The following is a 20,004-nucleotide window of genomic DNA, read 5'->3' as shown; positions in this document are numbered from 1 at the left end:
TGCGGAAGAAAGCGGTTAATCGCTATCTTCCGCAGTTCGACTGAACCAGAGCAGCGGGGATGGATGGGGATGACACGCTCGCGGCGCACTTTGGGTGCAATCCCAAGGTTTATCGGCATTCGCTTTTTGAACAAACCATCGAAGTGTACCGACGACAGGTCCATCCACGCCGTTCCTTCGAACGACACTTTTCGGTACAATTACGTTTGTCATCCCCTCGGCCTGATTACGCAGCGCAATGGCTTGTACAGAGTGGGAATCGGGCAGAGCCCGATAGGGCACTTCTTTCAACGTCCAAGGATCTAAGCGAAAGTTGCGGATATCTGTTCCGAAGGCAATCCGGACGTCAACTTGACCGTCACGGCTGACGCTTGGGTTAACGGTGGGCAAATCAGGAAGGGAACCACCCCCGACAATTTCTTTTCGTGCATGGGCGACGGAGATCGATTTGCTGTTCCACCGCATTTGCGTTCGCCGCGCTATGAAAATAGCGTTCCGACCGTCGGCCTGATACCGCGTGTAAAATATGAGAGGCTCGCCACCCGGGAGGACGACGAGCTTGGCGTCATTGACCAAGCCGTTGTTTTCACCTGCGGAATCTACTGCTTCCATCATTTCAGGTCGCAGCGGTCCGACAATTGTTTTACCGTTAACCTTCCAATGTTTGAAGTCCTTGGTCGAAGCATAGGTCAGTCGGAAATTCGTTGCGACATCCCATGTGCGGCGCCAGACCACGGCGACATGATAGTTGCCTTCGGCTCCCTTGACGAAATTAGTGGGATAAGCGCTTACTGGCCCATGCGAGTCTGCACCATCAAAGATGCCCGCGATCCGCTTCCAAGTTTGCCCGTTCCATTGATTGACTAGCCACCGGCCGGCTCCGGATGCGCCGTCGCGGTATAGGAATAGAAGCTGCCGCTGGCCATTAAACATGAAATGCGGATAGGTCACTGATTTCTCATCCCGTCCCGTCATATCAGTCAGTCGTAGTGTGCGAAGGTCATCGGCTCTGCCCGAGGCATACACGAGGGGGCTCGCGTGCATATTCCCGGCAAGATGCAACGATCCATCTGGAGGTAGAACGAGTGTTGTCTCGTTGTGGCCATCCCATCCTTGGAAAAAGGAATCTAGCTTTCGCCGGCAAACCTGACGTGATTTCAAGTCAAACCGGGCAATAGTCAAATTGCGGTCTGGCGCGTAATAGGCTGCGAAAATATTCCCTTTGTCATCGGTCGCGCTGCCAATGGCCGTCGCGGCGCCCGTCCAAACTAATGCGATTTCGGTTCCCTGATCTTTACCTTCCACACGCTGCGCGACTTCGCAGGAAACGAGGCCATCGGGCGTGGTCTGGTGCGTGGCAGCGGCATTATGACTAAGTAGGCAGCTTGAGAGGCCAATTATCAGCCGCGGTACGTCTAACAGGCGCATAAGTTGTTCAACTCGATTAATCGTGAGGGAAGTGCAAGCCGTCACAGCCTAGCGTACTTTGCCATCACTTAGCAAAAATGTCGAAACGTACCTACGGCGGCGGGCCTTGCCTGGGATTCCGGGGCGATCGCTCGCACCATTCCGAATTGATGCCGCGCAGGATCCCGAGACCCTCGCGCGCAGTTTGAGATGACGTAAAGGCTGATAGTCGGGACCATTTCCTGGTTGGGCGTTAGACCGTTAGACCGTACGTCCTCGCTCGTTATCCCTTATCGCGATCGCATTGCGCGATTTCGTAACATCGATTCCGATGAACACGTCTGTATGGTTCTCCATGGCTCGTCCTCCTGCGTTGAGGATCGGCTCGGACGGTCTTGGCAACCCCCGGAACCACAGTTTAGGGTGAGCCACCCTTCAGGCGGAGCGAGGACATACGGTCTTTCGGTCGAGCAGCCAGGTGGGTTGGATGCATGGCTAGCCGATGTGCTCGCTCGCATCGACATCCCATCGCCAGCCTCGACGAATTGCTCCCCTGCGCACGCATACCATCCAAACTCCGCCGTCGCCGCGTCTGAGCACTGAAAAACCGTCAATTGACCCGGCAAATCCCGAAGCCAGTTGCAAACGTTAGTGCTTGCCCCATGCCCCCTCCCAGGCCGGGACGATCAATGACGGAGGGCCTTCGGCGGATGCGAACGTTCAGACAGACCGAGCCAACTCTATCTTTTAGAATTGTTCACTTGTGACTATGGTAAAAATTGGTATGGGCGCTCCGACATGCCGACAGAACGTTTTGAGCTTTTTTCTCGTATTTGGCGATACCGATGGCTCCGGCTCATCGTGCATCTGGATGCCTTCCGTCTGGCTCCGATTGAATATTTAGGCGCATCTTGGTGGCGCTTAATTGGGAAGAGGGTTAGGGCGAGAGCTCATTTCGCACCTTTGCTCGGCCAATCAAGCTTGAGTTATGGTCTTTGGCAAACAACCGAAGAATCGTTAGATGAAGACGTCGTGACATCTGGCTTTCCTTCTCTCGTGGCCTTGGTCGAACAGGGAAGCTGCAGCAGATCGCTCGAGCGAACGCTCTTCAGTCTCGCGTCCGAAAACGTCCAGGCACACGTTTTGCCTAGTGGGGGCTTGCCGGAAGTAGCTGAAGCTGAAGCCCGCGACGAAAGCGGACAGCCTTGGTTCATGGAAATGCAGGCTGGTGACATTTTAGCCCCCGGGGCCGGAAATTTCTATCGGGCTCTCGCTGCAAATACGTCGGCCGAAATCATTTATTCCGACGATGACCTTATAGTCGACACTGGGCAGCGACGAAAGCCACACTTCAAACCCGAATGGAATAAGGAACTCTTTCGTCACCTCGACTACCTTACAGGAGCATCCTTCTTCAAATGTAAATGGGACGTGCTGGTTAGTTCTAAGGATGGGGACGTTGCAGGCAGTGTTGTCCGGAGATTAGCGTTGGCGGATGGAGCAAAAGATCCGCTCCATGTTCCTAAAATTCTTCATCACCGCGTATCCCGACCTGCTCTACGCATGCCCGCAGCACCGACATTGGTAGGGCATTCCTTCCCTTCCGTCAGCGTTATCGTTCCGACCCGGAATAGGAGTGATCTATTAAGGAAATGTCTAGAAGGTCTTGATCGTACTGATTATCCAAACATGGAGGTCATAGTGGTTGACAATGGCAGCGATGATTCCGAGACTCTGGCGTTCCTAGCCGGGCTCAATCGTAGACGATATCGCGTCGAGTGTATGCCAGGACCCTTTAACTTCTCTCGGCTCAATAATCGCGCGGCGCGTCTGGCGCGTGGCACGCTCCTGTGCCTGCTAAACAATGACATCGAGGTCATTGCCCCCGATTGGCTGAAAATTCTCTCTCTTCGTGCAGTGCGCTCTAAAGTCGGCGCTGTGGGTGCTCGGTTGCTGTATCCAAATGGCCTAATTCAACATGCCGGAGTGGTCACGGGCATTGGCGGAGGAGCAGCCCATGCTCACAGGCTTCTTCCGCCGGACGCAGAGGGCTATTTCCATAGACATTCCTTACCTCAAGTTGTTTCGGCAGTAACAGCCGCCTGCCTCGTGGTTCAACGCGACCGATTCTGGGCTGTAAACGGCTTTGATGAGGATCATTTTGCCGTGGCATTTAATGACGTTGATTTATGTATGAAGTTAAATCGAATGGGCTGGCTATCATATTATGAGCCAAGTGCAACACTCATCCATCACGAATCTGTATCACGTGGCTTAGACAAGGATCCCAAAGGCTCCGCTAGATTAGCCAGTGAATTAGCGACTCTTAAAGAACGTTGGTTAACCGATGTCAGCGTAGACCCTTATCATCATTCACAACTCAGTCCGTTCAGTGAACGCTTCGTTGTTCGTTTGTGATACTATTGTGGCACGTATCTATCTTCCTCAGATCACACTCTGCGCAGTGACGTCTGTAAACCTTCCGGCAACTCTCCAGGCGCTGGAACGGAGTCTTGACCAGGTTCGTTTTGGTAACTGTATTCTGCTCACACACACCAAGTTTACGCCAGATCATGCTGAGATCGAGTGCAGACAGATCGGCCGACTTACCTCGTCAAGGGCATATTCGTATTTTATTCTCAATGAGCTCGTCGATCATATAGCGACTTCGCACTGTCTTCTGACTCAATGGGATGGACATGTGCTCGACGCTGGTCGGTGGCGGAATGACTTTATGGATTTCGATTACATTGGGGCAACGTGGCCGCAATTTGAGGATGGCTATGATGTAGGTAACGGCGGCTTCTCCCTGCGTAGCCGTCAGCTGATGGCCGCGTGCCGCCAACCAGATTTCATAGCACATCACCCGGAGGATGTAGCAATTGGTCGAACCAACAGGGCCGAGCTTGAGCGGCGGGGGATAAAGTTTGCGCCCAAAGCTCTCGCTGACAAATTCTCGGCGGAACGAAACGGGAATCCGGAGGATACTTTCGGTTACCATGGCGCCTTTCTCATGCCGAAAGTTCTTGGTACAGAACAGTTTTGGAAGATCTATCGATCTCTTGATTGCCGGTCGGGCATGCGCCAGGATCTTCCAAGTTTTATCAAAGGCCTAGCGACGGGCCCGCGGCCGATCCGGCGTTCGTTGAGAGTGCTCGGAGATCGAGTGAAGGATAGCTTATTGCGGTATTAGTAAACCGTCCGAAGGCCTCAAGTGCGCAATTCGTAGCACGCGGCCTCGGCTGGCAGGGCGGCCTTCCTAATTTACGCTGAGCACTGCCATGCAGTTCCGGCGGGGCGGGTGGCACTTTCGAAGTTGAATGACAGTAGATTGTCGATATCGGCGTCTCCGGGTAAACTTCGACGAGCCGCGCCTGACCGCTACTGCTCATGAGGTGATCGCATTTGTGAGACAGCTTGCGCATAGACAGCCGTTTTGACTTGCCGCAGCGCCCAATTAGAACCCTATGTGCCTACGTCTGTGTCGTCGTCCTACCTTGCAACAGCTCCACAGTGATACGAGAAACGTGCAAGTTTCCATTTTATAGGTTAGAAGCGAACTAGTTAGCGCACCCGTTGCGCGGATCCGCGGTAATGGCAACATATGGGATAAACATGCATCATCCAGAGCTGCGGCACCCTTATAGCGATGTGCCACCTTACCAGTTCTGGAAGCGGTCGGTCTCCGCTGTCGAGGCACATCTAATAGATCCGGTAACGCACGCGCGCTTCACCGTAGGCAAGGACGACGCGGTCGCAACCGCTGGCAGCTGCTTTGCCCAGCATATCTCCCGTCGTATACGTCGCTCAGGATACAGATACCTAGTGACCGAGGAGCGGGCTGATCTGTCGGCCGAAGAACGGACAAGGGCTAACTATGGCGTGTTCCCAGCTCGTTTCGGCAACATCTACACCACGATGCAGCTGTTGCAGCTATTTGAGGAAGCGTTCGGTGAGCGGGGTACCTCGTCTGAGGCATGGCTGCGGCCCGACGGCAGATATGTTGACGCCCTGCGGCAGCAGGTCGAACCAGGCGGCTTTGCCACGCCCGACTGCGTGGCACGCGACCGCGCTCTGCATCTTAAATGTGTCAGGCGGATGTTCGAGCAAGCGGACGTGTTCATCTTCACGCTGGGGCTGACCGAAGCATGGCGGTCGCGCGACGACGGCACCGTATTCTCCGCCGCGCCAGGTGTGCTGGGGGGCGCATTCGATTCAAACCGTCACGAATTTGTTAATTTCTCCGTCGAAGAGACCTATTGCGCGTTGCGTGATTTCCTCGCCAAGTTCCACGCGATCAACCCTACTGCCAAGGCCTTGTTGACCGTATCTCCGGTGCCGCTCATCGCTACGTATGAGGATCGTTCGGTCCTGGCATCTAACGCCTACAGCAAGTCCGTCCTGCGCGTCGCGGCGGATATGACGATCCGAGATCACGACTGGGTCGACTATTTCCCGTCTTACGAAATCATCACGAACAGCTCTGCCGGCGGTCTCTATTACCAATCAGATCACCGGGAAGTGAATTCGCTCGGCGTTGCGCACGCGATGCGTTGCTTCATGCGCAACTATACTGCAGACGGCGGCAGCTGTTATGCGACGCCATGGGAGATTGAGGATTATACGACGAGCCGCCAAGTGATTTGTGATGAAAAAATTCTAAATTTGGCAAGGGACTAACTTAAGTGGAGCGCTGGCTGGTCATGTCGAATTGCCAGACGGTAGGTCTGGCAAACTGCCTTCAGGCACAAGCTCCGGACGTCGCGATCACACCGCTTGATCCAGGCAAGTTCAAAGCAAGGCCTTGGCGGGCCAATCTGAGCATGCGCAACTTTGAACGGTTGCTCATCTACCCGCCTGCTAGACAGGAGGTGCCGAATGCTAAGGTCGATCGAATTGGCAAGCATGTTGAGCTGCCGATCATTACGTTCCGAGGTTACCACCCTGATCTGATCTACATCTTTAATCGTGCCAAACCGCTAAGCGGTCCGATTAGCCACTATCATTCGGCAATCGCATTCGCCTGCTACCTTCAAGGCATCAACGCGGCGAACACAATCGCGTACTTCACCGGCGCCTTCTTCGAGCAGTGCGGATATTTCGAGGTCTGGTCTAGAGAGCGCGATCGCTTGCTGGCGGACTTCGATGCTGTCGGCGTAAACATCCGGCCCTACTTCCGGGACTGGGGGCGTACTACTTCTTTCATGTATTCGTACAACCACCCTCGTATTAAGCCGCTATACGACATGGCATCGGCGCTGCTGCTGTCGGTGGATCGGACTCCACATAGGTCCGACCTGATTCCCCACGACAATTTGGCCAACAGCGCAGTCTTCGCCGTCTACCCAGAGGTCGGAGAATCCGTAGGGGTTAATGGCGGATACGAGTTTCGGCGTGCCGGAGATTACCGATCAATGGGGCTAAAGGAATATATTGAGCGGTGTTTTTCGCTGTACGCCACCCTGCAGGTGGATCATCTCAAGCCCTTTCCAGAATTTACGAAGCAAGTTGAGCACATTAGAATGTTACTGTAAGTTCGAACGATCGGGCACAGAGATCGCCTAGCCTCTACTATTCACTGAATTCGGAATGACCGGGCGGCTTACGTGCGTTTAAGGGGGGAGCCGTAACGAGATTTGGTTGGCGACACTATCTTAGTCAGGATAGAAAAGCCCCGCAGCGACGGCCGACAGCGAGGTTAGGCCCCCCGGTTTTCCTTGCCAGTCATCGGGCAAGAGAAAATGAGTGCAACATTCGAGGGCATACGGTCTAACGGCTGACCTCGGATCGTGGCGGTCTGCTACTGGCGCGGGCCGAGCAGTACGCATCCGGGGAAGGTCCTGCGTCGCTGACGGATGTGGTTTTAGAGGTTTGCCACATGACTAGGGGATGTGCAGCCTGTCAGGTAACTGTTTTTTCCGGCGCAAAGGTGGCGAAAATGAAATTTGGGTGAGAAACTGGCGCTGGGGCAACCGTCCATGGCGCTCGGCGCGGCGATCGCAGAAGCTGTCCGCGCTGCGGATGTCATTGTTTCGTCGATGTAGGTGGCGACGGATATTGATCAGTGCAGCGCCTGAAGCGCCGTCGTTGGCGATCCAGTTCGCCGAAGTTTCGACCAAGCCGGATTAATTCGCAGCGCCGATCAGAGACACAGCGGTCTTGATGGAGCTTCCAGCGCCAAGCTGCGGATACACTCGACCTCTTTCGTTGTTTGGCGTTTCTCACGTGACTCCGGTTCTAGGGCGTGCCCGCAGATGGATTGCCACGGGCACGGATACGAGGAAGGGGATGGCCGCGCTTGTCGTGCTGGTCCAGAAGAGCTTTGGCCGCAACCCACCTAACGGGGATCCTCACCTGTTCCGCGGGAGGCGCGGAGGTCTGCTGAAAATCATATAGCACGATTGCGTCCTACCTCGGCACATCGTTTATACCAACCGGGTCGACAAAAGGACCGATACAAAAGACGCTCTGATCTCTGTTGATGCGTACCCATCCGGTGGGCCCCGCCTTGCCGATGAGGTGATCGACCGTAAGCGTCCGCCCGGGACCGTTGGCGGCAGAAACGCCCCAAAGCGCCAATTTACGCCATTCCACCTCGCCCCTTCCAGCTGTTTCAATCTACGGGCCCGCTGCCTATAAGCGGCCACTGCAAGCATGAGTAAAACAGCGATGAACTCGACTTATCTGCTTCCACTGGTGGTAATATTGGCCTCGCTTGGCGCGGGGGCGCCTGCCCACGCGCAGCACATGAATGCGGTCGATTCTTCCTGTAGGTCAGCGGGTACGGGTGCCGACCAGTCCAACTGCTTCAATCTCGCTGCCCAAAAAGCGGATGCTGATCTGAAAGCCATCTATCAACGAATCTTAGGAGTTCTTGCAGGACGCGACCGTCAAAAACTCCAAAGTGCCGAGCGCACTTGGCTCATGTATCGGGACCAGACATGCGCCGCTGAGCGCGATCTTTACGAGGGCGGCACTGGCGGTCTTGCGACTTACCCCGCCTGTCTGGAAGCCGTGACACGCCATCGCATAGACGACCTTAAAGCGGCATATTGGTGGAGGGTCGAAAAGTTTGGCGGCTAAGGCTTATTGTCGGCTGACACCTGTCCGACGGCTCTCCACCCGTTTTCGCCATTTCGGGCGGCGAGTGCTGCGCTCTATAGCCGTCCGTCCGGTGCCCGCCGCTCGAGAAGAGATGCAGCCTGGCCGGATAGGCCTCATTGCTGCCATATTCGATCAACGCAAATCAGTTCTGCCGCCTGTTATGGATAGCTCGCTCCAAAACAATGTAGACCGATCAATCCGCGAGATTTTGTCACCGTCCAGTGTGAGTGTTTCGGTAAGATAGTATGCGCAGCAATCGCTCGGCACGCCATCGCGCGATCCGAAATTGCCAACCCGCTCTACGAGCATCACCTGTGAACGATGTTAGCCGTCAACGGTTGTTGCTCCCTGAAAAACATGAGTGATGGTCACGACGAAAGCTGGGTTATCGAACGCGACTTTCATCTCGCGCAACCAGGTCGCACGGTCGATTGGCTCACTGTCCGATGACTTTCGAGCTACAAAGTCGTCCGTAAGGACCCGGCTGTAGCCGTCAAAGTCTTTCTTAGTGAGGGAAGCAATAACGGATTGCGCAGCTGTAAGTGTACCGGGCGACGGTGGAGGTGGTGGCACTGCGATTGCCGGGGAAGAAAAACTAAGCGCAATTGCTACAAATGCCAAGAAACCTACGTTTTTCACTGCACACTCCTATCCCGCCCTTCAAGTCTACGCCGTTCTCCATGAATTGAAATCGCAATTCACGCGAAAGGAGCACTAGGAGACATTGCAACTCCCTTACCCACGGCAGCAAACTACCCAAAAAGCGCGTTCACGCCTGCGGCGTGGTCCAGTTCCAAGGCAACAGTTTGTCGATCCGATTGATCGGGTGGCCCTTGCCGATTCTGTCGAGCACATCGGCCAACCATTCCTGCGGGTTGACGCCATTGAGCTGGGCCGTTTCCAGCAGTGAATTTATGACAGCAGCACGCTCGCCACCACAGTCGGCACCTGCGAAAAGCCAATTTTTGCGGCCGAGGCAAATACCCCGGAGGGCATTCTCTGCCGGATTATTGTCGATCTCCAGCCTGCCGTTGTCGGTGTAGATGAGCAGCTGCGGCTTCAGCTTCATGGCATAGCGCAGGGCCTCGGCCAGTGGCGACCGGGCCGAGGCCCTGGACAGCACATCGTCAGCCCAGGCAAAGAAATCCAGCGCCTTGAGCTTTGAGAGCTTGCGAGCCTTGCGACGGAAATCCGCCGGTTCGCACCCGATCTGCCGCTCGACATCGTAAAGCTCGCCGATCATCTGCAGCCCCTGGAGCGCGACCGAGTTCGGGTCCGCCTTGTAGACATCGTTCAGCTTGCGCCGGGCATGGGCCCAGCAGGCAACGGGCGTGATTGGCGCAGGCTTGGCGGTCACTCGCGTATAGGCGCTCGAACCCAGCATAGGCATCCGCCTGCAGGAAGCCCGCAAAGGTTTTGAGATGCTCGCGCGGTCGCTCGCCTTTGCGATCTGGACTGTAGCGGAACAGCGCAGCCGGCTTGTCCAGATGGGTCCATCGTCGGTTATCGCGCAGGTACACCCATAGCCGCCCAGTTGCCGTCTTCCCGGTCCCCGGCGCCAGCACCGGAACGGGTGTGTCATCGGCATGGAGCTTTATGCTGGCCATGACGTGATCGGCGATCCGATCGACCAGCGGCTGTAGCAGCCAGCTTGCCTGGCCGAGCCAGTTCGCCATCGTCGAGCGGCTGATCTCCACGCCCTCACGGGCGTAGATCTGTGACTGGCGGTACAGCGGCAGATGATCGGCGAACTTGGAAACGATAACGTGGGCGAGCAGGCCAGGACCAGCGCGGCCACGCGGCACGGGGAGCGCCGGCGTTGGTGCCTGACTGATCGCATCGCAGCGGTTGCAGGAAAGCTTGGGTCGAACGTGACGGACGACGCGGAAGCGGCCGGGGACATATTCCAGCACTTCGATCACGTCCTCGCCGAGCTTGCCCATCGAGCCCCCACAGGCGGAACAGCCGTCGGCATCCGGCGCTGCGTGCATAACCTCATCGCGACGAAGATGGTCGGGCAATGGTGCACGGCGAGGCTTGCGAGGGGCAGCCTTGGTCGGAGAATCTTCGGGCGCATGCCCCTCGATCACACACTCGGCATGGGCATGCTCGGCCTCGAGATCCTCCAGCGTCAGTTCGAGTTGATCGGCTTGGAGCGCAAGTCGCTCCGAGGACCGGCCAAACTTCATGCGCCGGAGGCGGGCCAGTTGGACCTTGAACTTCTCGATCTGCAGCGCCGTCAGCTTGATCGAGTTCTGGGCGTTCTCGAGCTTCCCTCGGGTCTCGTCATGGGCCGCCCGTTCGGCCTCCAGCGCCTGCTCCGAAGCCGCCAGACGTGCGCGCATCGCCTCGGCAAAAGCGCGGTTCTGCAGGATCGGCAGGGAGTTCGAGATCGATGGGAGACACGCTTCCCGATAGCAGAATCCGCCCTTCTACCCAAGCAGAAAGCCCGGAAATGCGGCGATTGTCGCGTCAAACCTGCACCGGCAGACGGGGCGGATCGGGGGCTACGGTGCGCCGCCAATCCATGGCTTCGATCAGCAACGCGAACTGCGCCGGGGTCAGCACGACGCCGCCCTCGATGAGCGGCGGCCAGATGAAACGGCTGCGTTCCAGGCGCTTGGCGAACAGACAAAGCCCGCTCCCATCCCAGTGCAGAGCCTTCAGGTAATTGCCGCTCTTGCTGCGGAAAAGGAAGACATGCCCGCCGTAGGGCTCGACCGCGAACAGCGGGCGGACCAACGCCGCCAGCCCATCGAAGCCGAGCCTCATGCTGACCGGCTTGCTTGCCAAGTAGACCTTCGTTCCGGGAGCCAGCGAAATCACGAGACATGCCGGAATGCGCGCAGCACGCGGGCCAGCGCCTTCTCGTTCACGTAGCTGTCCACCGACAGACGAACGCCGCTGGGCAGGTCTATGTCTATTGCGCCGGGGCGGGCACCGGGATGCGGACGGATCAGTTCTTCCGGCACTGACGGCATCGGCGACGAAACACCTCGCGGCGCCTTCTGGGGCTCCGGCACCGCCGGCGCAGCCACAGGCTCCGTCGTTATAATCGCGCCATAGGGATTTCCGCCAGCTGCGTTGATATCCGCTCCATTTCTATCATCAAGCGACGCAGCAGCCCAAACTCCTCCTCTGGAAGCGGCAAGCTGTCAAGCCATCGTTGTCCCGCCTTGCCGAAGAGGTGGCCTTTGTAGGGAGGGATCAGGTTTGCGTGGAGAATGGCTTTCATCCGGCCTTTGATCCGAACGAGCTGCGCCAGCACGCCCGCTCGTTCAGCGACACGGCGACGGCTGCGGTGAGTGTCCTCGTCAGCCACCCAGACCTCCGGTATGAAGCCCGCCGCATGGAGCTTTGCCAAGGTTATGGCGTCGATCTTGTCGGTTTTAACGCGCGCGTAGGCGATAGCGCGAACGAGCCTGGGATTCGCGACGACGACACGCTTGACGTACGGTCGCATGAGTCGCTCTACGGCGGCGCTGTTCCCAGTCACCTCAATCACGACCTCATCCTCGAGGCTGAGGGTCTTGGCGAAGGCAACAAGCGGTTCATGAGTAAGATCGACGCGAAGTTGTTTGATGACCGTGCCACTCTCAAGAATCGCCACCTGCGCGAACGATCGATGAATATCCATTCCGATGATCTTCATGTTGTACACTCCAACTGTGGGAGCCAGTGGCTTGCACGACATCTACGGATCCGCGCTCGCAGCGCAGCCGGGCAAGTCGTAGGGGCGGCCAAGTAACAACGCGAGCTCGCAGCTCATGGTAAGGACGGCCTGCCACCGTTTCGTGCTCCCGACGCCCCTATCCCGGACGGAGCAAGCTACTCCGATGGAGCAGTTCGCGCTACCGAATCGAAGCGCCAGAACCGCTATGCCCTTTAACAACGCCGCCGAACGTGCGCTGCGCTGCGTGCCACTCGGCAGGAAGGCCTGGCTGTTCTGCGGCTCCGATCGTGGCAGCGAGCGGGCTGCCGTCCTCTACACCTTGATCCAAACTGCCCGGCTGAACGACGTCGATCCGCAGGCTTGGCTCGCCGATGTACTCGCTCGCATTGCTGAGCATCCGGCCCGACAGCTCGATCAGCTAATGCCCTGGAATTGGCAACCAGCACAGCGCCCGACCGCCATCTGATCCGAGCTACGCCGTGGCTTTCACCGGATGGCTACGTTGATGCTGCTGTCTTCGGGGTATAAACCCCGACAATCTGGGTGAGAACGGTGACCTTGCCAGCGATGATCAAAACAGGCACTAATTGCCGTGTCGCGACAATCGCATTCTCGTCCTGATTGACGCGCAATCTTCGTCCTGTTTTCGCGCTACACCTTGGCGTTCGGCGTAAAGCGAACTACGATAGGCACAGCGACTGATAGGACGTGGTAATCCGACGATTTCGGTCGATCTTTTTTCGGATATTAAAGAGAGTTGAGGCACGGCATGCACGACACGGCGTTGGAAATTGGTCGCCTGGCGATTGAGATCTATGCGGACAGTCCGAAGCCGCGTATTCTTGAAATCGGTGCGCTCGATGTAAACGGATCTCTCCGGCAGTTCGCTCCGGACCATGGGACTTACGTCGGCGTTGACTTGTCGGAAGGCAAGAGCGTTGATGTTGTCGTTGAACCGGGTGAACCCCTGCCTTTCGACGAGAAATCATTCGATTTAGTCATTGCGTCTTCTGTGTTTGAACACGACCCGGCGTTTTGGATGACGTTTTTGGAACTCATTAAGGTCGTTCGTGAGGGCGGTTATCTTTACATTAATGCGCCCTCCAACGGTAAAGTTCATCGATATCCGGAAGATCATTGGCGTTTCTACCCGGATTCTGGACATGCCCTCCAGCGGTGGGCGAAAAGCCAGAACTATGATGTTACGTTGGTGGAGAGTTTTACGGCGCCCCGAGTTGGAGACATGTGGAACGACTTCGTTGCTGTGTTTCGGAGGAGTGGCAGCGACGTAAGCTTGCCGGCGAAAAGACTTCACACCCAATTTGTCGGTACTAACGTTTGGATCCCTGGTGAGCGCAGTCCGCGGAATCCCAAGGATTTTACGGAAGACATGGAGCTCCTGGCCGCGGCCGAAGAGAAACTCGAAACTCTCAAGGTCCAAATTAGCGACAGTGAGGCTGTTTCCGGCAAGGCTGCAGCCGATCGGCAAGCGAGGATTGCCATTTTGGAAAGTACGCTGCGTCAGCGCGAGGAAGAAATCGAGCAGACGCGAAGTGAACTGGCAAATGTGGGGGCCAAAGCGCAGAAACTAGAAATCCTGCAAAATAGGCTAGATGACGCTAACTCTTGGGTGTTTCAACTCGCTGGCGAACGGCGGTTGGCTCAACAGAATGCGGAACGTCAAACTCGCCGTGCTGACGAATTGGCTTCTAAACTACGGTCGCACGAAACCCTCGGCCGTCAAATAAAAAGATTGCGCGCGTCGATTTCCGAACTGGAAGGTATTCGGCAGGAGCAAGCTGAGAAAATTTCCAGCGATAAGTTCGAGATAGATGGCTTACAGAATGCGTTGAACCAATCGCGAGCCGAACAGAAGAAATTGGCAGACTCGTTGGATGCTGCCGAAGTCAGTATCTCGAAACGATTTGAGGAAGTTGCCGCGCTCATAAAGCTCTTGGATAAGGCAGAGCAATCCCATCTTCTGGAAACCGAACATAGAAAGTGGCTGGCGGAGGTTATAATGGTGTTGTCGCGACGACCTTTTTGGTGGGCGTTTATGTCCCCATCATGGGTGCAACGCCAACAGCAGCGGTCCTTACGTGCTCACGCGTTATTTGATGCAGAGGCTTATCTGAAACTTTACCCAGATGTGGCTGCCGAACGGGTCAACCCCGTGCATCATTATATTCTTCACGGCATGCAGGAGGGACGGAAGCTTGTGCGCTAGGTCGAAATCGAGCTAGTTCGATCTTGATTATCTGATCGATGGCGTCCATTCGGTCCGGTGGCCAGTCCAGAGAACCGGCCCAACCTTATGGTTGGGCCGGTTCTCGTTCGGAGGAATTCTTAGTTTGGATATGCAGAGTAATACCCTTGTCCAATCTCCTTCTAAGGATGATGGAATGGGCCGCAAGATCATAGAAGGCTTAAAGCGCTGGCGTTGGTTCGTGCTGTTCGTGGGCGTCCCAACCCTAATAGCCAGTATCTATTACGGCATGATAGCTTCGGACGTATATGTCTCGGAGTCGCGTTTTGTCGTCAAAACTTCGGGGCAAAAACAAAGCGCGATGCCGTCGGCGTTGTCTGGCCTCATACAGACAGCCGGTCTGTCGTCCGGGCAGGATCAAGCGAGAGAAATCGTCGACTATATCCAGTCACGTGACGCGCTGCAGGCGTTATCGAAGAGAATAGACGTCCGCGACATCTTTATGTCTGAGAAAGCGGATTGGCTTAGCCGCTATCCCGGCTCATTCGACGATGATAGCTTTGAAGCTCTTTACCGCTATTATCAGTCAATGGTCGGTGCTGCAACGAACGTTGAGTCCGGTACAACTGTTCTTACTGTGAAGGCTTTCGACCCACACGAGGCGCAGGCGCTTAACCAAAGACTGCTTAATCTGAGTGAAGCTCTCGTAAACCGGCTGAATGAACGAGCAAATGCGAAGGAAATTGCTGAGGCGCGGACTCGTGTTAATGAAGCTCAGATGCGGGTTCGCAAAGCTCGAATTGAACTGAGCCAGTATCGCAATAACTCAGAATTATTGGATCCGCAGCAGCAGGGTTTGGGTGTGCTCGAGGTTTCCAATGGTCTGATAGCCCAGCAAGCTGCACTCAATGCTAAATTGTTCGAAATCCGAAAAGCGGCGCCGAATCACCCGTCCATTCCGGCTTTGAAGCAACGAATTGCAGCGCTCTCGCAACAAATTGCCGCGCAGTCCGGACGGGCTGTGGGTACGCCCTCAGGCATTGCCTCTAAACTGAGTGGCTATGAAGCCCTGACTGTGGAGCAGGAATTTGCGACTCAGATGCTTACAGCGGCGAATGCGTCTTTGGAACAGGCACGCGCTGATGCTGTGAAGCAGCAATACTACCTTGAGCGGATAGTAGAAGCGAACACGCCAGACGAAGCGATGCTCCCGAATCGGATGAAGCAGATTGTAACTGTCCTTTTTGCAAGCCTTTGCCTCTATCTGGTCGGATGGATGCTTGTGGTTGGCATTCTCGAACACGCTCCGGACGATTGATGGAACGCTTCAAAGCAGCGCTAAGGATTCAGTTCCTTGTCCTTAAAGCCCTGATGATTCGGGAGCTCACGACACGTTTTGGTCGTGAGAACATTGGTTTCCTTTGGCTTATGGCCGAACCCTTGTTGTTTGCAGGCCTTGTTGGCATTGTCTGGACTTTCATGAAAGGGCCCGAAAGCCACGGGATCAGCGTGGTGGCGTTCGTCGCGAGCGGGTACATACCATTGACGTTTATGCGGCATGCATTCAGCAAGTCAGCGTGTATATTTGTCGCGAATGGCGCGCTGCTCTATCACAGGCAAATAAAGATTCTGGACTTTGTCATCACCCGTGTGGTCATCGAAGCTATTGGAGCGATGATGGCTTATGTCTTTATTGGTGCTGTACTTTGCTACTTCGATCTTTTCCCCGTGCCGGCGGACGTGAGTTCTCTACTGTTAGGTTGGGGGATTTACGTGCTTTTCGTGCTTTCTATCAGTTTGGTCCTCGCCCCACTATCGGAAGTATCGGAGGTGGTTGAAAAGCTGGTCCCTGTAAGCACATACATCGCTATTCCATTTTCGGGAACTTTCAACATGACCTCATGGCTCGGTCCAACAGCAGGATCTTACCTGATGTGGTCACCCATGGTTAGCGGTATGGAATTGATGCGCGCTGGCCTTTTTGGAGCGGCGGTGACGCCATATTATGACATAACGCTTGCGCTGTCGGTCTCGCTTGTTTGCCTGACAATTGGTCTAATTCTATGCCGCCGCGTGCGGAAGATACTGGCCGTCTAATGATTACCTGCGAGAACATTCATAAAGAGTATCGTATCGGCCACGCTCGCAAGACAGTGTTGCGAGGCGTGAATTTGACCATAAATCGAGATGATAAAATTGCTCTACTCGGGAGGAATGGAGCCGGTAAAAGCACATTGATCAAATTGATCGGCGGTGTTGAAATGCCGACGTCCGGTAAAGTCATTCGAAAGATGAGCTGTTCATGGCCTCTTGGTTTCACTGGTGGGTTCCAAGGGAGTATGACAGGCTACGACAATGCGCGCTTTATTGCGCGCATATATGATAAGCCCTACGTGGCGATGCGCGAATTTGTGGAAGAGTTCACGGAACTCGGTAATCAACTTCGTATGCCGGTTAAGAATTACTCCTCCGGTATGCGTGCCAGGCTAGCCTTCGCGCTGACGCTTGCGATCGACTTCGAATGCTATTTGATCGACGAAGTTATCATGGTTGGTGACAAAAACTTTCAAAAGAAATGCCATTCGGAGTTTTTTGAGAAGCGCAAGGATAAGGCGCTACTACTTGCGTCACATAGCACAGATTTCGTCAAAAATTATTGCAATCGAGCTGTCGTTATAAACGGGGGGCATGCCACATTATACGACAACGTCGCCGAAGGTTTGGATGTTTACACCAAATTGTAATTTGAGTTTTGAGAAGCGCGAGGCAGCCTCTTTATATTATTCACATTTCGTTTTGCGGTAACGAGTAATCCTTGAGCCGGAAGTATGGACTTTCCATGCCCGAGCCGAGCCTTACGGTCAGAGCGCGACCAAGAGAAGCGACGTCAAGAGAACGTGGTATATATGCAACACAGAAAGTTATTCGTTTTTGCTGCTGCCTGTCTTCTGGGGGGCTGTTCCACGTTGCCCAGGAGCGGGCCCACTGGCGCGCAAGTCGAGGAGTCGGCCACCGCCGACGGCCAGTCTATCGTGATAGTAGAGGTCAATAACGCAAGCGTCATCCCGGCGCGTTCCGAAAAGACTAGATGGATATTCCCCGATCGTGCCGCGCCGCCCACAGACATGGTGGGCCCGGGTGATATCCTCGCCATTAATATTTATGAAGCTGGTGTTCCGCTATTTGGAGCGAATGCCGTCCAGACAATGGCAGGGCCAGCGTTTGAGCCAGGGGCCTCAGTACAGGCCTTGCCGCTAATTCGCGTGGATGATAACGGTGACATCGTCGTGCCTTTCGCGGGATCTCTGCATGTGATAGGTAAAACCGTTGGAGAGGTGCAAGATCAGATCCGGCGGTCTTTGCGCGGCCTCTCCGAAAACCCGCAAGTCCTAGTATCCCGGCAGCAGGTGATCACGAACTCTGTTATCGTGGGAGGGGAGGTGATGCGGCCCGGCCGCCTTGTTCTTGATACAAATCAAGAGCGTTTTTCTGATGTACTCGCTCTATCAGGTGGTTACCGGGGAAATGCTAAGGACTTAGCCCTGCGCGTGAGCCGCGGTGGACAAGTCGATGAAGTGCGTCTAGACGAAGTCCTCGAGAATACACGCGCCGATGGTCAAGCTTATCCAGGAGACAGGCTGACCGTTGTCCAAGATCCCTTGCTGTTTTCCGTGCTGGGGGCTTCTGGTCACGTCCAACACGTTCCGTTCAGTCGATCGAGCATGAGCTTGCTGGAGGCTATAGCGACTTCAGGGGGGCCGAGCGACAACTCCGGCGACCCGGCAGCTGTTTTTCTCTTTCGCTATGAGCAAGGACCGGATGGGTTTATGAAGCCGGTTGTTTATCATGTTAACATGATGAAAACAGGTTCCTACTTCTTAGCGCAGAATTTTCACTTGAAAAATAATGACATAATATACTTCGGGAGCGCCGCTGCTAATCAGCCTCGTAAGTTGATCCAGATGATCAGCCAGCTCTTTGCTCCGATCGTCACCGTGACAAGCGTCGCGAACAACGTTGGCAATTAAATCGGATAGATTTCGCTTAGAAAAGGGGAATAACGGGATCTGATCTGTAATTGTTGGGTTCTGGCACCTTGGGCCCTCGGGGTATGGTGGATATGTCAGTAGCGCGGCAACTCCGTATTCATCCGGCGAGGCCCGCCTTGCTGGGCTAAGGACCAGTCTTACGAGCGCGCTTAGGAGCGGTGATAAGCCGGATAAAAATGTTGTCGGGGCCAGAGCGGTGGCGGCGATGGACACCTGAAGAGCGACGATCAATCCTGTCTGTCAACCGAACTGAGGGTTTGCCCCCGCATTGCCTCACCAAAAATTGTTACCGAGTTATGTGGGCGAGAGATGGTCGGTATCTTCCCCCGCCGAGGCGGGGGAAGATACCGTAAGGTCCTTGATCCAGTGGCCATCAAGAATGATCTGGACACCCTGATTTACCTATGGCGGTGTGTGCGGGATTGTGATTCCATCGAGCTGAGCGATGGAGCCGTGAAGTGTCGGCACAGCGTGGCTTTTTCGATCTCGACGAGCGGTATGCAGCCTTGTCCGCGGCGGGCGATCCGCTGGAGAAGCTGGCCGGTCTGATCGACTTCGAGATATTCCGGCCCGCGCTGGATGCGGCCTTGCAGCGTTCTGATGGTAGCAGGGGGCGGTCGCCCGCCGCTTGACGCAGTCATGATGTTCAAGACGCTGATCCTGCAGACACTCTACGGTTTGTCGGACGCGCAAGCCGAGTTCCAGATCCTGGACCGCCGCAACTTCGGTCGCTTCCTGGGGCTCGACGATGGCGATAACACACCGGACGAGACGACGATCTGGCGTTTTCGCGAAGCTCTGGTTCGGGCCGATGCGATCGAGACGTTGTTCGCTCGGTTCGACGCTCACCTCAGTCGCTGAGTTATCTGGCCATGGGCGGGCAGATCGTGGATGCCAGCATCATCTCGGCTCCGCGCCAACGCATGACCGACGAGAAGCGCGCCATTGTCAGGGACGGCGGCATTCCCAAGGCCTGGGCGGCGAAGCCGGCGAGGCTCGCACAGAAAGACCGTGATGCGCGCTGGACGCTCAAGCGGGGGCGGCGCAAGAAGGGGGGCGGATGGAAAACTCCTGGCGGAAATCGCCACGCCCATGTTCGGGTACAAGTCGCATATCGGCATCGACCAGCTCCATGGCTTCATTCGTACCTGGTCGGCCAGTGACGCCGCCCGTTACGACGGCCGGGAATTGCCGGAATTGATCGATCCGGCCAACACCGGCAGCGCAATCTGGGCAGACACGGCCTATCGCAGCCAGAAAAATGAACGCGCCATCCTGCGCGCCGGGCTCATCTCGAAGATCCACTTCCGCAGAGCGCCGGGCAAGCCGCTCCCCGGGCAGCGCCAGCGCGCCAATGCCGCCCGGTCCAGGGTCCGTTCCGCCGTCGAGCATGTCTTCGCCACCCAGAAGCACCGAATGGGCCTGTTCATCCGTACCATCGGCATAGAGCGTGCCAAGGCAAAGATCGGTGTAAGCGCCGACGGAACCCGGCCTTGACGCTAACCGCTTAGGCTGCGCAGCAGCGCTTGTACTTCCTGCCCGAACCGCATGGGCACGGATCATTA

At 55.7% G+C, this 20,004-nt stretch carries 17 protein-coding genes and 3 pseudogenes; 12 read left to right on the top strand and 8 right to left on the bottom strand.

Annotated elements, in window-relative coordinates; all coding sequences use genetic code 11:
• Positions 1-15: 15 nt before the first annotated feature.
• On the bottom strand, positions 16-1,428 hold the full coding sequence (locus tag EDF57_RS24210; RefSeq protein WP_134096222.1) for a BNR-4 repeat-containing protein: 1,413 nt from the start codon (positions 1,426-1,428) through the stop codon (positions 16-18).
• 777 nt (positions 1,429-2,205) lie between these two features.
• Here EDF57_RS24210 and EDF57_RS24205 point away from each other — a divergent pair.
• The 4 genes from EDF57_RS24205 to EDF57_RS24190 all read left to right on the top strand — a co-directional run bounded on the left by EDF57_RS24205 (position 2,206) and on the right by EDF57_RS24190 (position 6,941).
• Positions 2,206-3,825, top strand: coding sequence for a glycosyltransferase family 2 protein (locus EDF57_RS24205; RefSeq protein WP_134096221.1), 1,620 nt, complete (start codon positions 2,206-2,208; stop codon positions 3,823-3,825).
• Positions 3,800-4,600, top strand: a complete 801-nt coding sequence (locus EDF57_RS26135; protein WP_347876970.1) for a DUF5672 family protein — start codon at positions 3,800-3,802, stop codon at positions 4,598-4,600. The genes EDF57_RS24205 and EDF57_RS26135 overlap by 26 nt, the downstream gene beginning before the upstream one ends.
• Positions 4,601-5,001: 401 nt before the next feature.
• Positions 5,002-6,087 carry a GSCFA domain-containing protein gene (locus EDF57_RS24195; RefSeq protein WP_347876969.1) on the top strand — a complete coding sequence of 362 codons (1,086 nt, stop codon included), beginning with the start codon at positions 5,002-5,004 and terminating at the stop codon, positions 6,085-6,087.
• A 5-nt stretch (positions 6,088-6,092) separates the two neighbouring features.
• On the top strand, positions 6,093-6,941 hold the full coding sequence (locus EDF57_RS24190; protein WP_134096220.1) for a WcbI family polysaccharide biosynthesis putative acetyltransferase: 849 nt from the start codon (positions 6,093-6,095) through the stop codon (positions 6,939-6,941).
• A gap of 348 nt (positions 6,942-7,289) precedes the next feature.
• Here the strand turns inward: EDF57_RS24190 and EDF57_RS24185 are convergent, their stop codons facing one another.
• Positions 7,290-7,526, bottom strand: a complete 237-nt coding sequence (locus tag EDF57_RS24185; RefSeq protein WP_134096219.1) for a hypothetical protein — start codon at positions 7,524-7,526, stop codon at positions 7,290-7,292.
• A gap of 535 nt (positions 7,527-8,061) precedes the next feature.
• On the opposite strand from EDF57_RS24185, the gene EDF57_RS24175 reads away from it, so the two are divergent.
• Positions 8,062-8,490, top strand: a complete 429-nt coding sequence (locus EDF57_RS24175; RefSeq protein WP_208324951.1) for a lysozyme inhibitor LprI family protein — start codon at positions 8,062-8,064, stop codon at positions 8,488-8,490.
• A 345-nt stretch (positions 8,491-8,835) separates the two neighbouring features.
• Here EDF57_RS24175 and EDF57_RS24170 read toward each other — a convergent pair whose 3' ends face one another.
• From EDF57_RS24170 to EDF57_RS24150, 6 genes and pseudogenes are all read right to left on the bottom strand, one after another.
• Positions 8,836-9,150: a hypothetical protein gene (locus EDF57_RS24170; protein WP_134096217.1), complete on the bottom strand. Its 315-nt coding sequence runs from the start codon at positions 9,148-9,150 to the stop codon at positions 8,836-8,838.
• Positions 9,151-9,280: 130 nt separating this feature from the next.
• Positions 9,281-9,895 carry a transposase gene (locus EDF57_RS26255; protein WP_279587458.1) on the bottom strand — a complete coding sequence of 205 codons (615 nt, stop codon included), beginning with the start codon at positions 9,893-9,895 and terminating at the stop codon, positions 9,281-9,283.
• A 1-nt stretch (position 9,896) separates the two neighbouring features.
• Positions 9,897-10,700 (bottom strand): annotated as a pseudogene (locus EDF57_RS24165) (IS66 family transposase); the annotation flags it as partial.
• A 283-nt stretch (positions 10,701-10,983) separates the two neighbouring features.
• Positions 10,984-11,337, bottom strand: a complete 354-nt coding sequence (tnpB, locus tag EDF57_RS24160) for an IS66 family insertion sequence element accessory protein TnpB (RefSeq protein ID WP_134096216.1) — start codon at positions 11,335-11,337, stop codon at positions 10,984-10,986.
• Complete coding sequence (locus EDF57_RS26125) at positions 11,334-11,492, bottom strand: hypothetical protein (protein WP_243841279.1); 159 nt, start codon at positions 11,490-11,492, stop codon at positions 11,334-11,336. Before EDF57_RS26125 ends, tnpB begins: the two co-directional genes overlap by 4 nt.
• Positions 11,493-11,560: 68 nt before the next feature.
• Positions 11,561-12,163 carry a transposase gene (locus tag EDF57_RS24150; protein WP_166675386.1) on the bottom strand — a complete coding sequence of 201 codons (603 nt, stop codon included), beginning with the start codon at positions 12,161-12,163 and terminating at the stop codon, positions 11,561-11,563.
• 235 nt (positions 12,164-12,398) lie between these two features.
• Here EDF57_RS24150 and EDF57_RS24145 point away from each other — a divergent pair.
• The 7 genes and pseudogenes from EDF57_RS24145 to EDF57_RS24115 form a co-directional block, all read left to right on the top strand.
• A pseudogene (locus EDF57_RS24145) lies at positions 12,399-12,650 on the top strand (transposase domain-containing protein); the annotation flags it as partial.
• 303 nt (positions 12,651-12,953) lie between these two features.
• Positions 12,954-14,411, top strand: coding sequence for a class I SAM-dependent methyltransferase (locus EDF57_RS24140; protein WP_134096214.1), 1,458 nt, complete (start codon positions 12,954-12,956; stop codon positions 14,409-14,411).
• A gap of 175 nt (positions 14,412-14,586) precedes the next feature.
• Complete coding sequence (locus EDF57_RS24135) at positions 14,587-15,708, top strand: capsule biosynthesis protein (RefSeq protein WP_243841278.1); 1,122 nt, start codon at positions 14,587-14,589, stop codon at positions 15,706-15,708.
• Positions 15,708-16,487 carry an ABC transporter permease gene (locus EDF57_RS24130; RefSeq protein ID WP_134096213.1) on the top strand — a complete coding sequence of 260 codons (780 nt, stop codon included), beginning with the start codon at positions 15,708-15,710 and terminating at the stop codon, positions 16,485-16,487. The genes EDF57_RS24135 and EDF57_RS24130 overlap by 1 nt, the downstream gene beginning before the upstream one ends.
• The gene (locus tag EDF57_RS24125; RefSeq protein WP_134096252.1) at positions 16,487-17,134 is read left to right on the top strand and encodes an ABC transporter ATP-binding protein; all 648 of its coding nucleotides are present in this window, start codon (positions 16,487-16,489) and stop codon (positions 17,132-17,134) included. The genes EDF57_RS24130 and EDF57_RS24125 overlap by 1 nt, the downstream gene beginning before the upstream one ends.
• Positions 17,135-17,296: 162 nt before the next feature.
• Positions 17,297-18,418 (top strand): polysaccharide biosynthesis/export family protein, encoded by a 1,122-nt coding sequence (locus EDF57_RS24120; protein WP_134096212.1) that lies wholly within the window; start codon positions 17,297-17,299, stop codon positions 18,416-18,418.
• Positions 18,419-18,897: 479 nt separating this feature from the next.
• A pseudogene (locus EDF57_RS24115) lies at positions 18,898-19,936 on the top strand (IS5 family transposase).
• Positions 19,937-20,004: the final 68 nt, after the last annotated feature.

The organism is Novosphingobium sp. PhB55 (genome assembly GCF_004368805.1).
In the GTDB taxonomy this organism is placed as follows: domain Bacteria; phylum Pseudomonadota; class Alphaproteobacteria; order Sphingomonadales; family Sphingomonadaceae; genus Novosphingobium.
This window is presented reverse-complemented; position numbering and strand designations above follow the sequence as displayed.

Bases quoted from the DNA above. Each gene is read 5' to 3' on its own strand.
- EDF57_RS24210 (WP_134096222.1), bottom strand. From the start codon at position 1,428: ATGCGCCTGTTAGACGTACCGCGGCTGATAATTGGCCTCTCAAGCTGC.
- EDF57_RS24205 (WP_134096221.1), top strand. From the start codon at position 2,206: ATGCCGACAGAACGTTTTGAGCTTTTTTCTCGTATTTGGCGATACCGA.
- EDF57_RS24195 (WP_347876969.1), top strand. From the start codon at position 5,002: ATGGCAACATATGGGATAAACATGCATCATCCAGAGCTGCGGCACCCT.
- EDF57_RS24175 (WP_208324951.1), top strand. From the start codon at position 8,062: ATGAGTAAAACAGCGATGAACTCGACTTATCTGCTTCCACTGGTGGTA.
- EDF57_RS26255 (WP_279587458.1), bottom strand. From the start codon at position 9,895: ATGCTGGGTTCGAGCGCCTATACGCGAGTGACCGCCAAGCCTGCGCCA.
- EDF57_RS26125 (WP_243841279.1), bottom strand. From the start codon at position 11,492: ATGCCGTCAGTGCCGGAAGAACTGATCCGTCCGCATCCCGGTGCCCGC.
- EDF57_RS24150 (WP_166675386.1), bottom strand. From the start codon at position 12,163: ATGAAGATCATCGGAATGGATATTCATCGATCGTTCGCGCAGGTGGCG.
- EDF57_RS24140 (WP_134096214.1), top strand. From the start codon at position 12,954: ATGCACGACACGGCGTTGGAAATTGGTCGCCTGGCGATTGAGATCTAT.
- EDF57_RS24135 (WP_243841278.1), top strand. From the start codon at position 14,587: ATGGGCCGCAAGATCATAGAAGGCTTAAAGCGCTGGCGTTGGTTCGTG.
- EDF57_RS24130 (WP_134096213.1), top strand. From the start codon at position 15,708: ATGGAACGCTTCAAAGCAGCGCTAAGGATTCAGTTCCTTGTCCTTAAA.
- EDF57_RS24125 (WP_134096252.1), top strand. From the start codon at position 16,487: ATGATTACCTGCGAGAACATTCATAAAGAGTATCGTATCGGCCACGCT.
- EDF57_RS24120 (WP_134096212.1), top strand. From the start codon at position 17,297: ATGCAACACAGAAAGTTATTCGTTTTTGCTGCTGCCTGTCTTCTGGGG.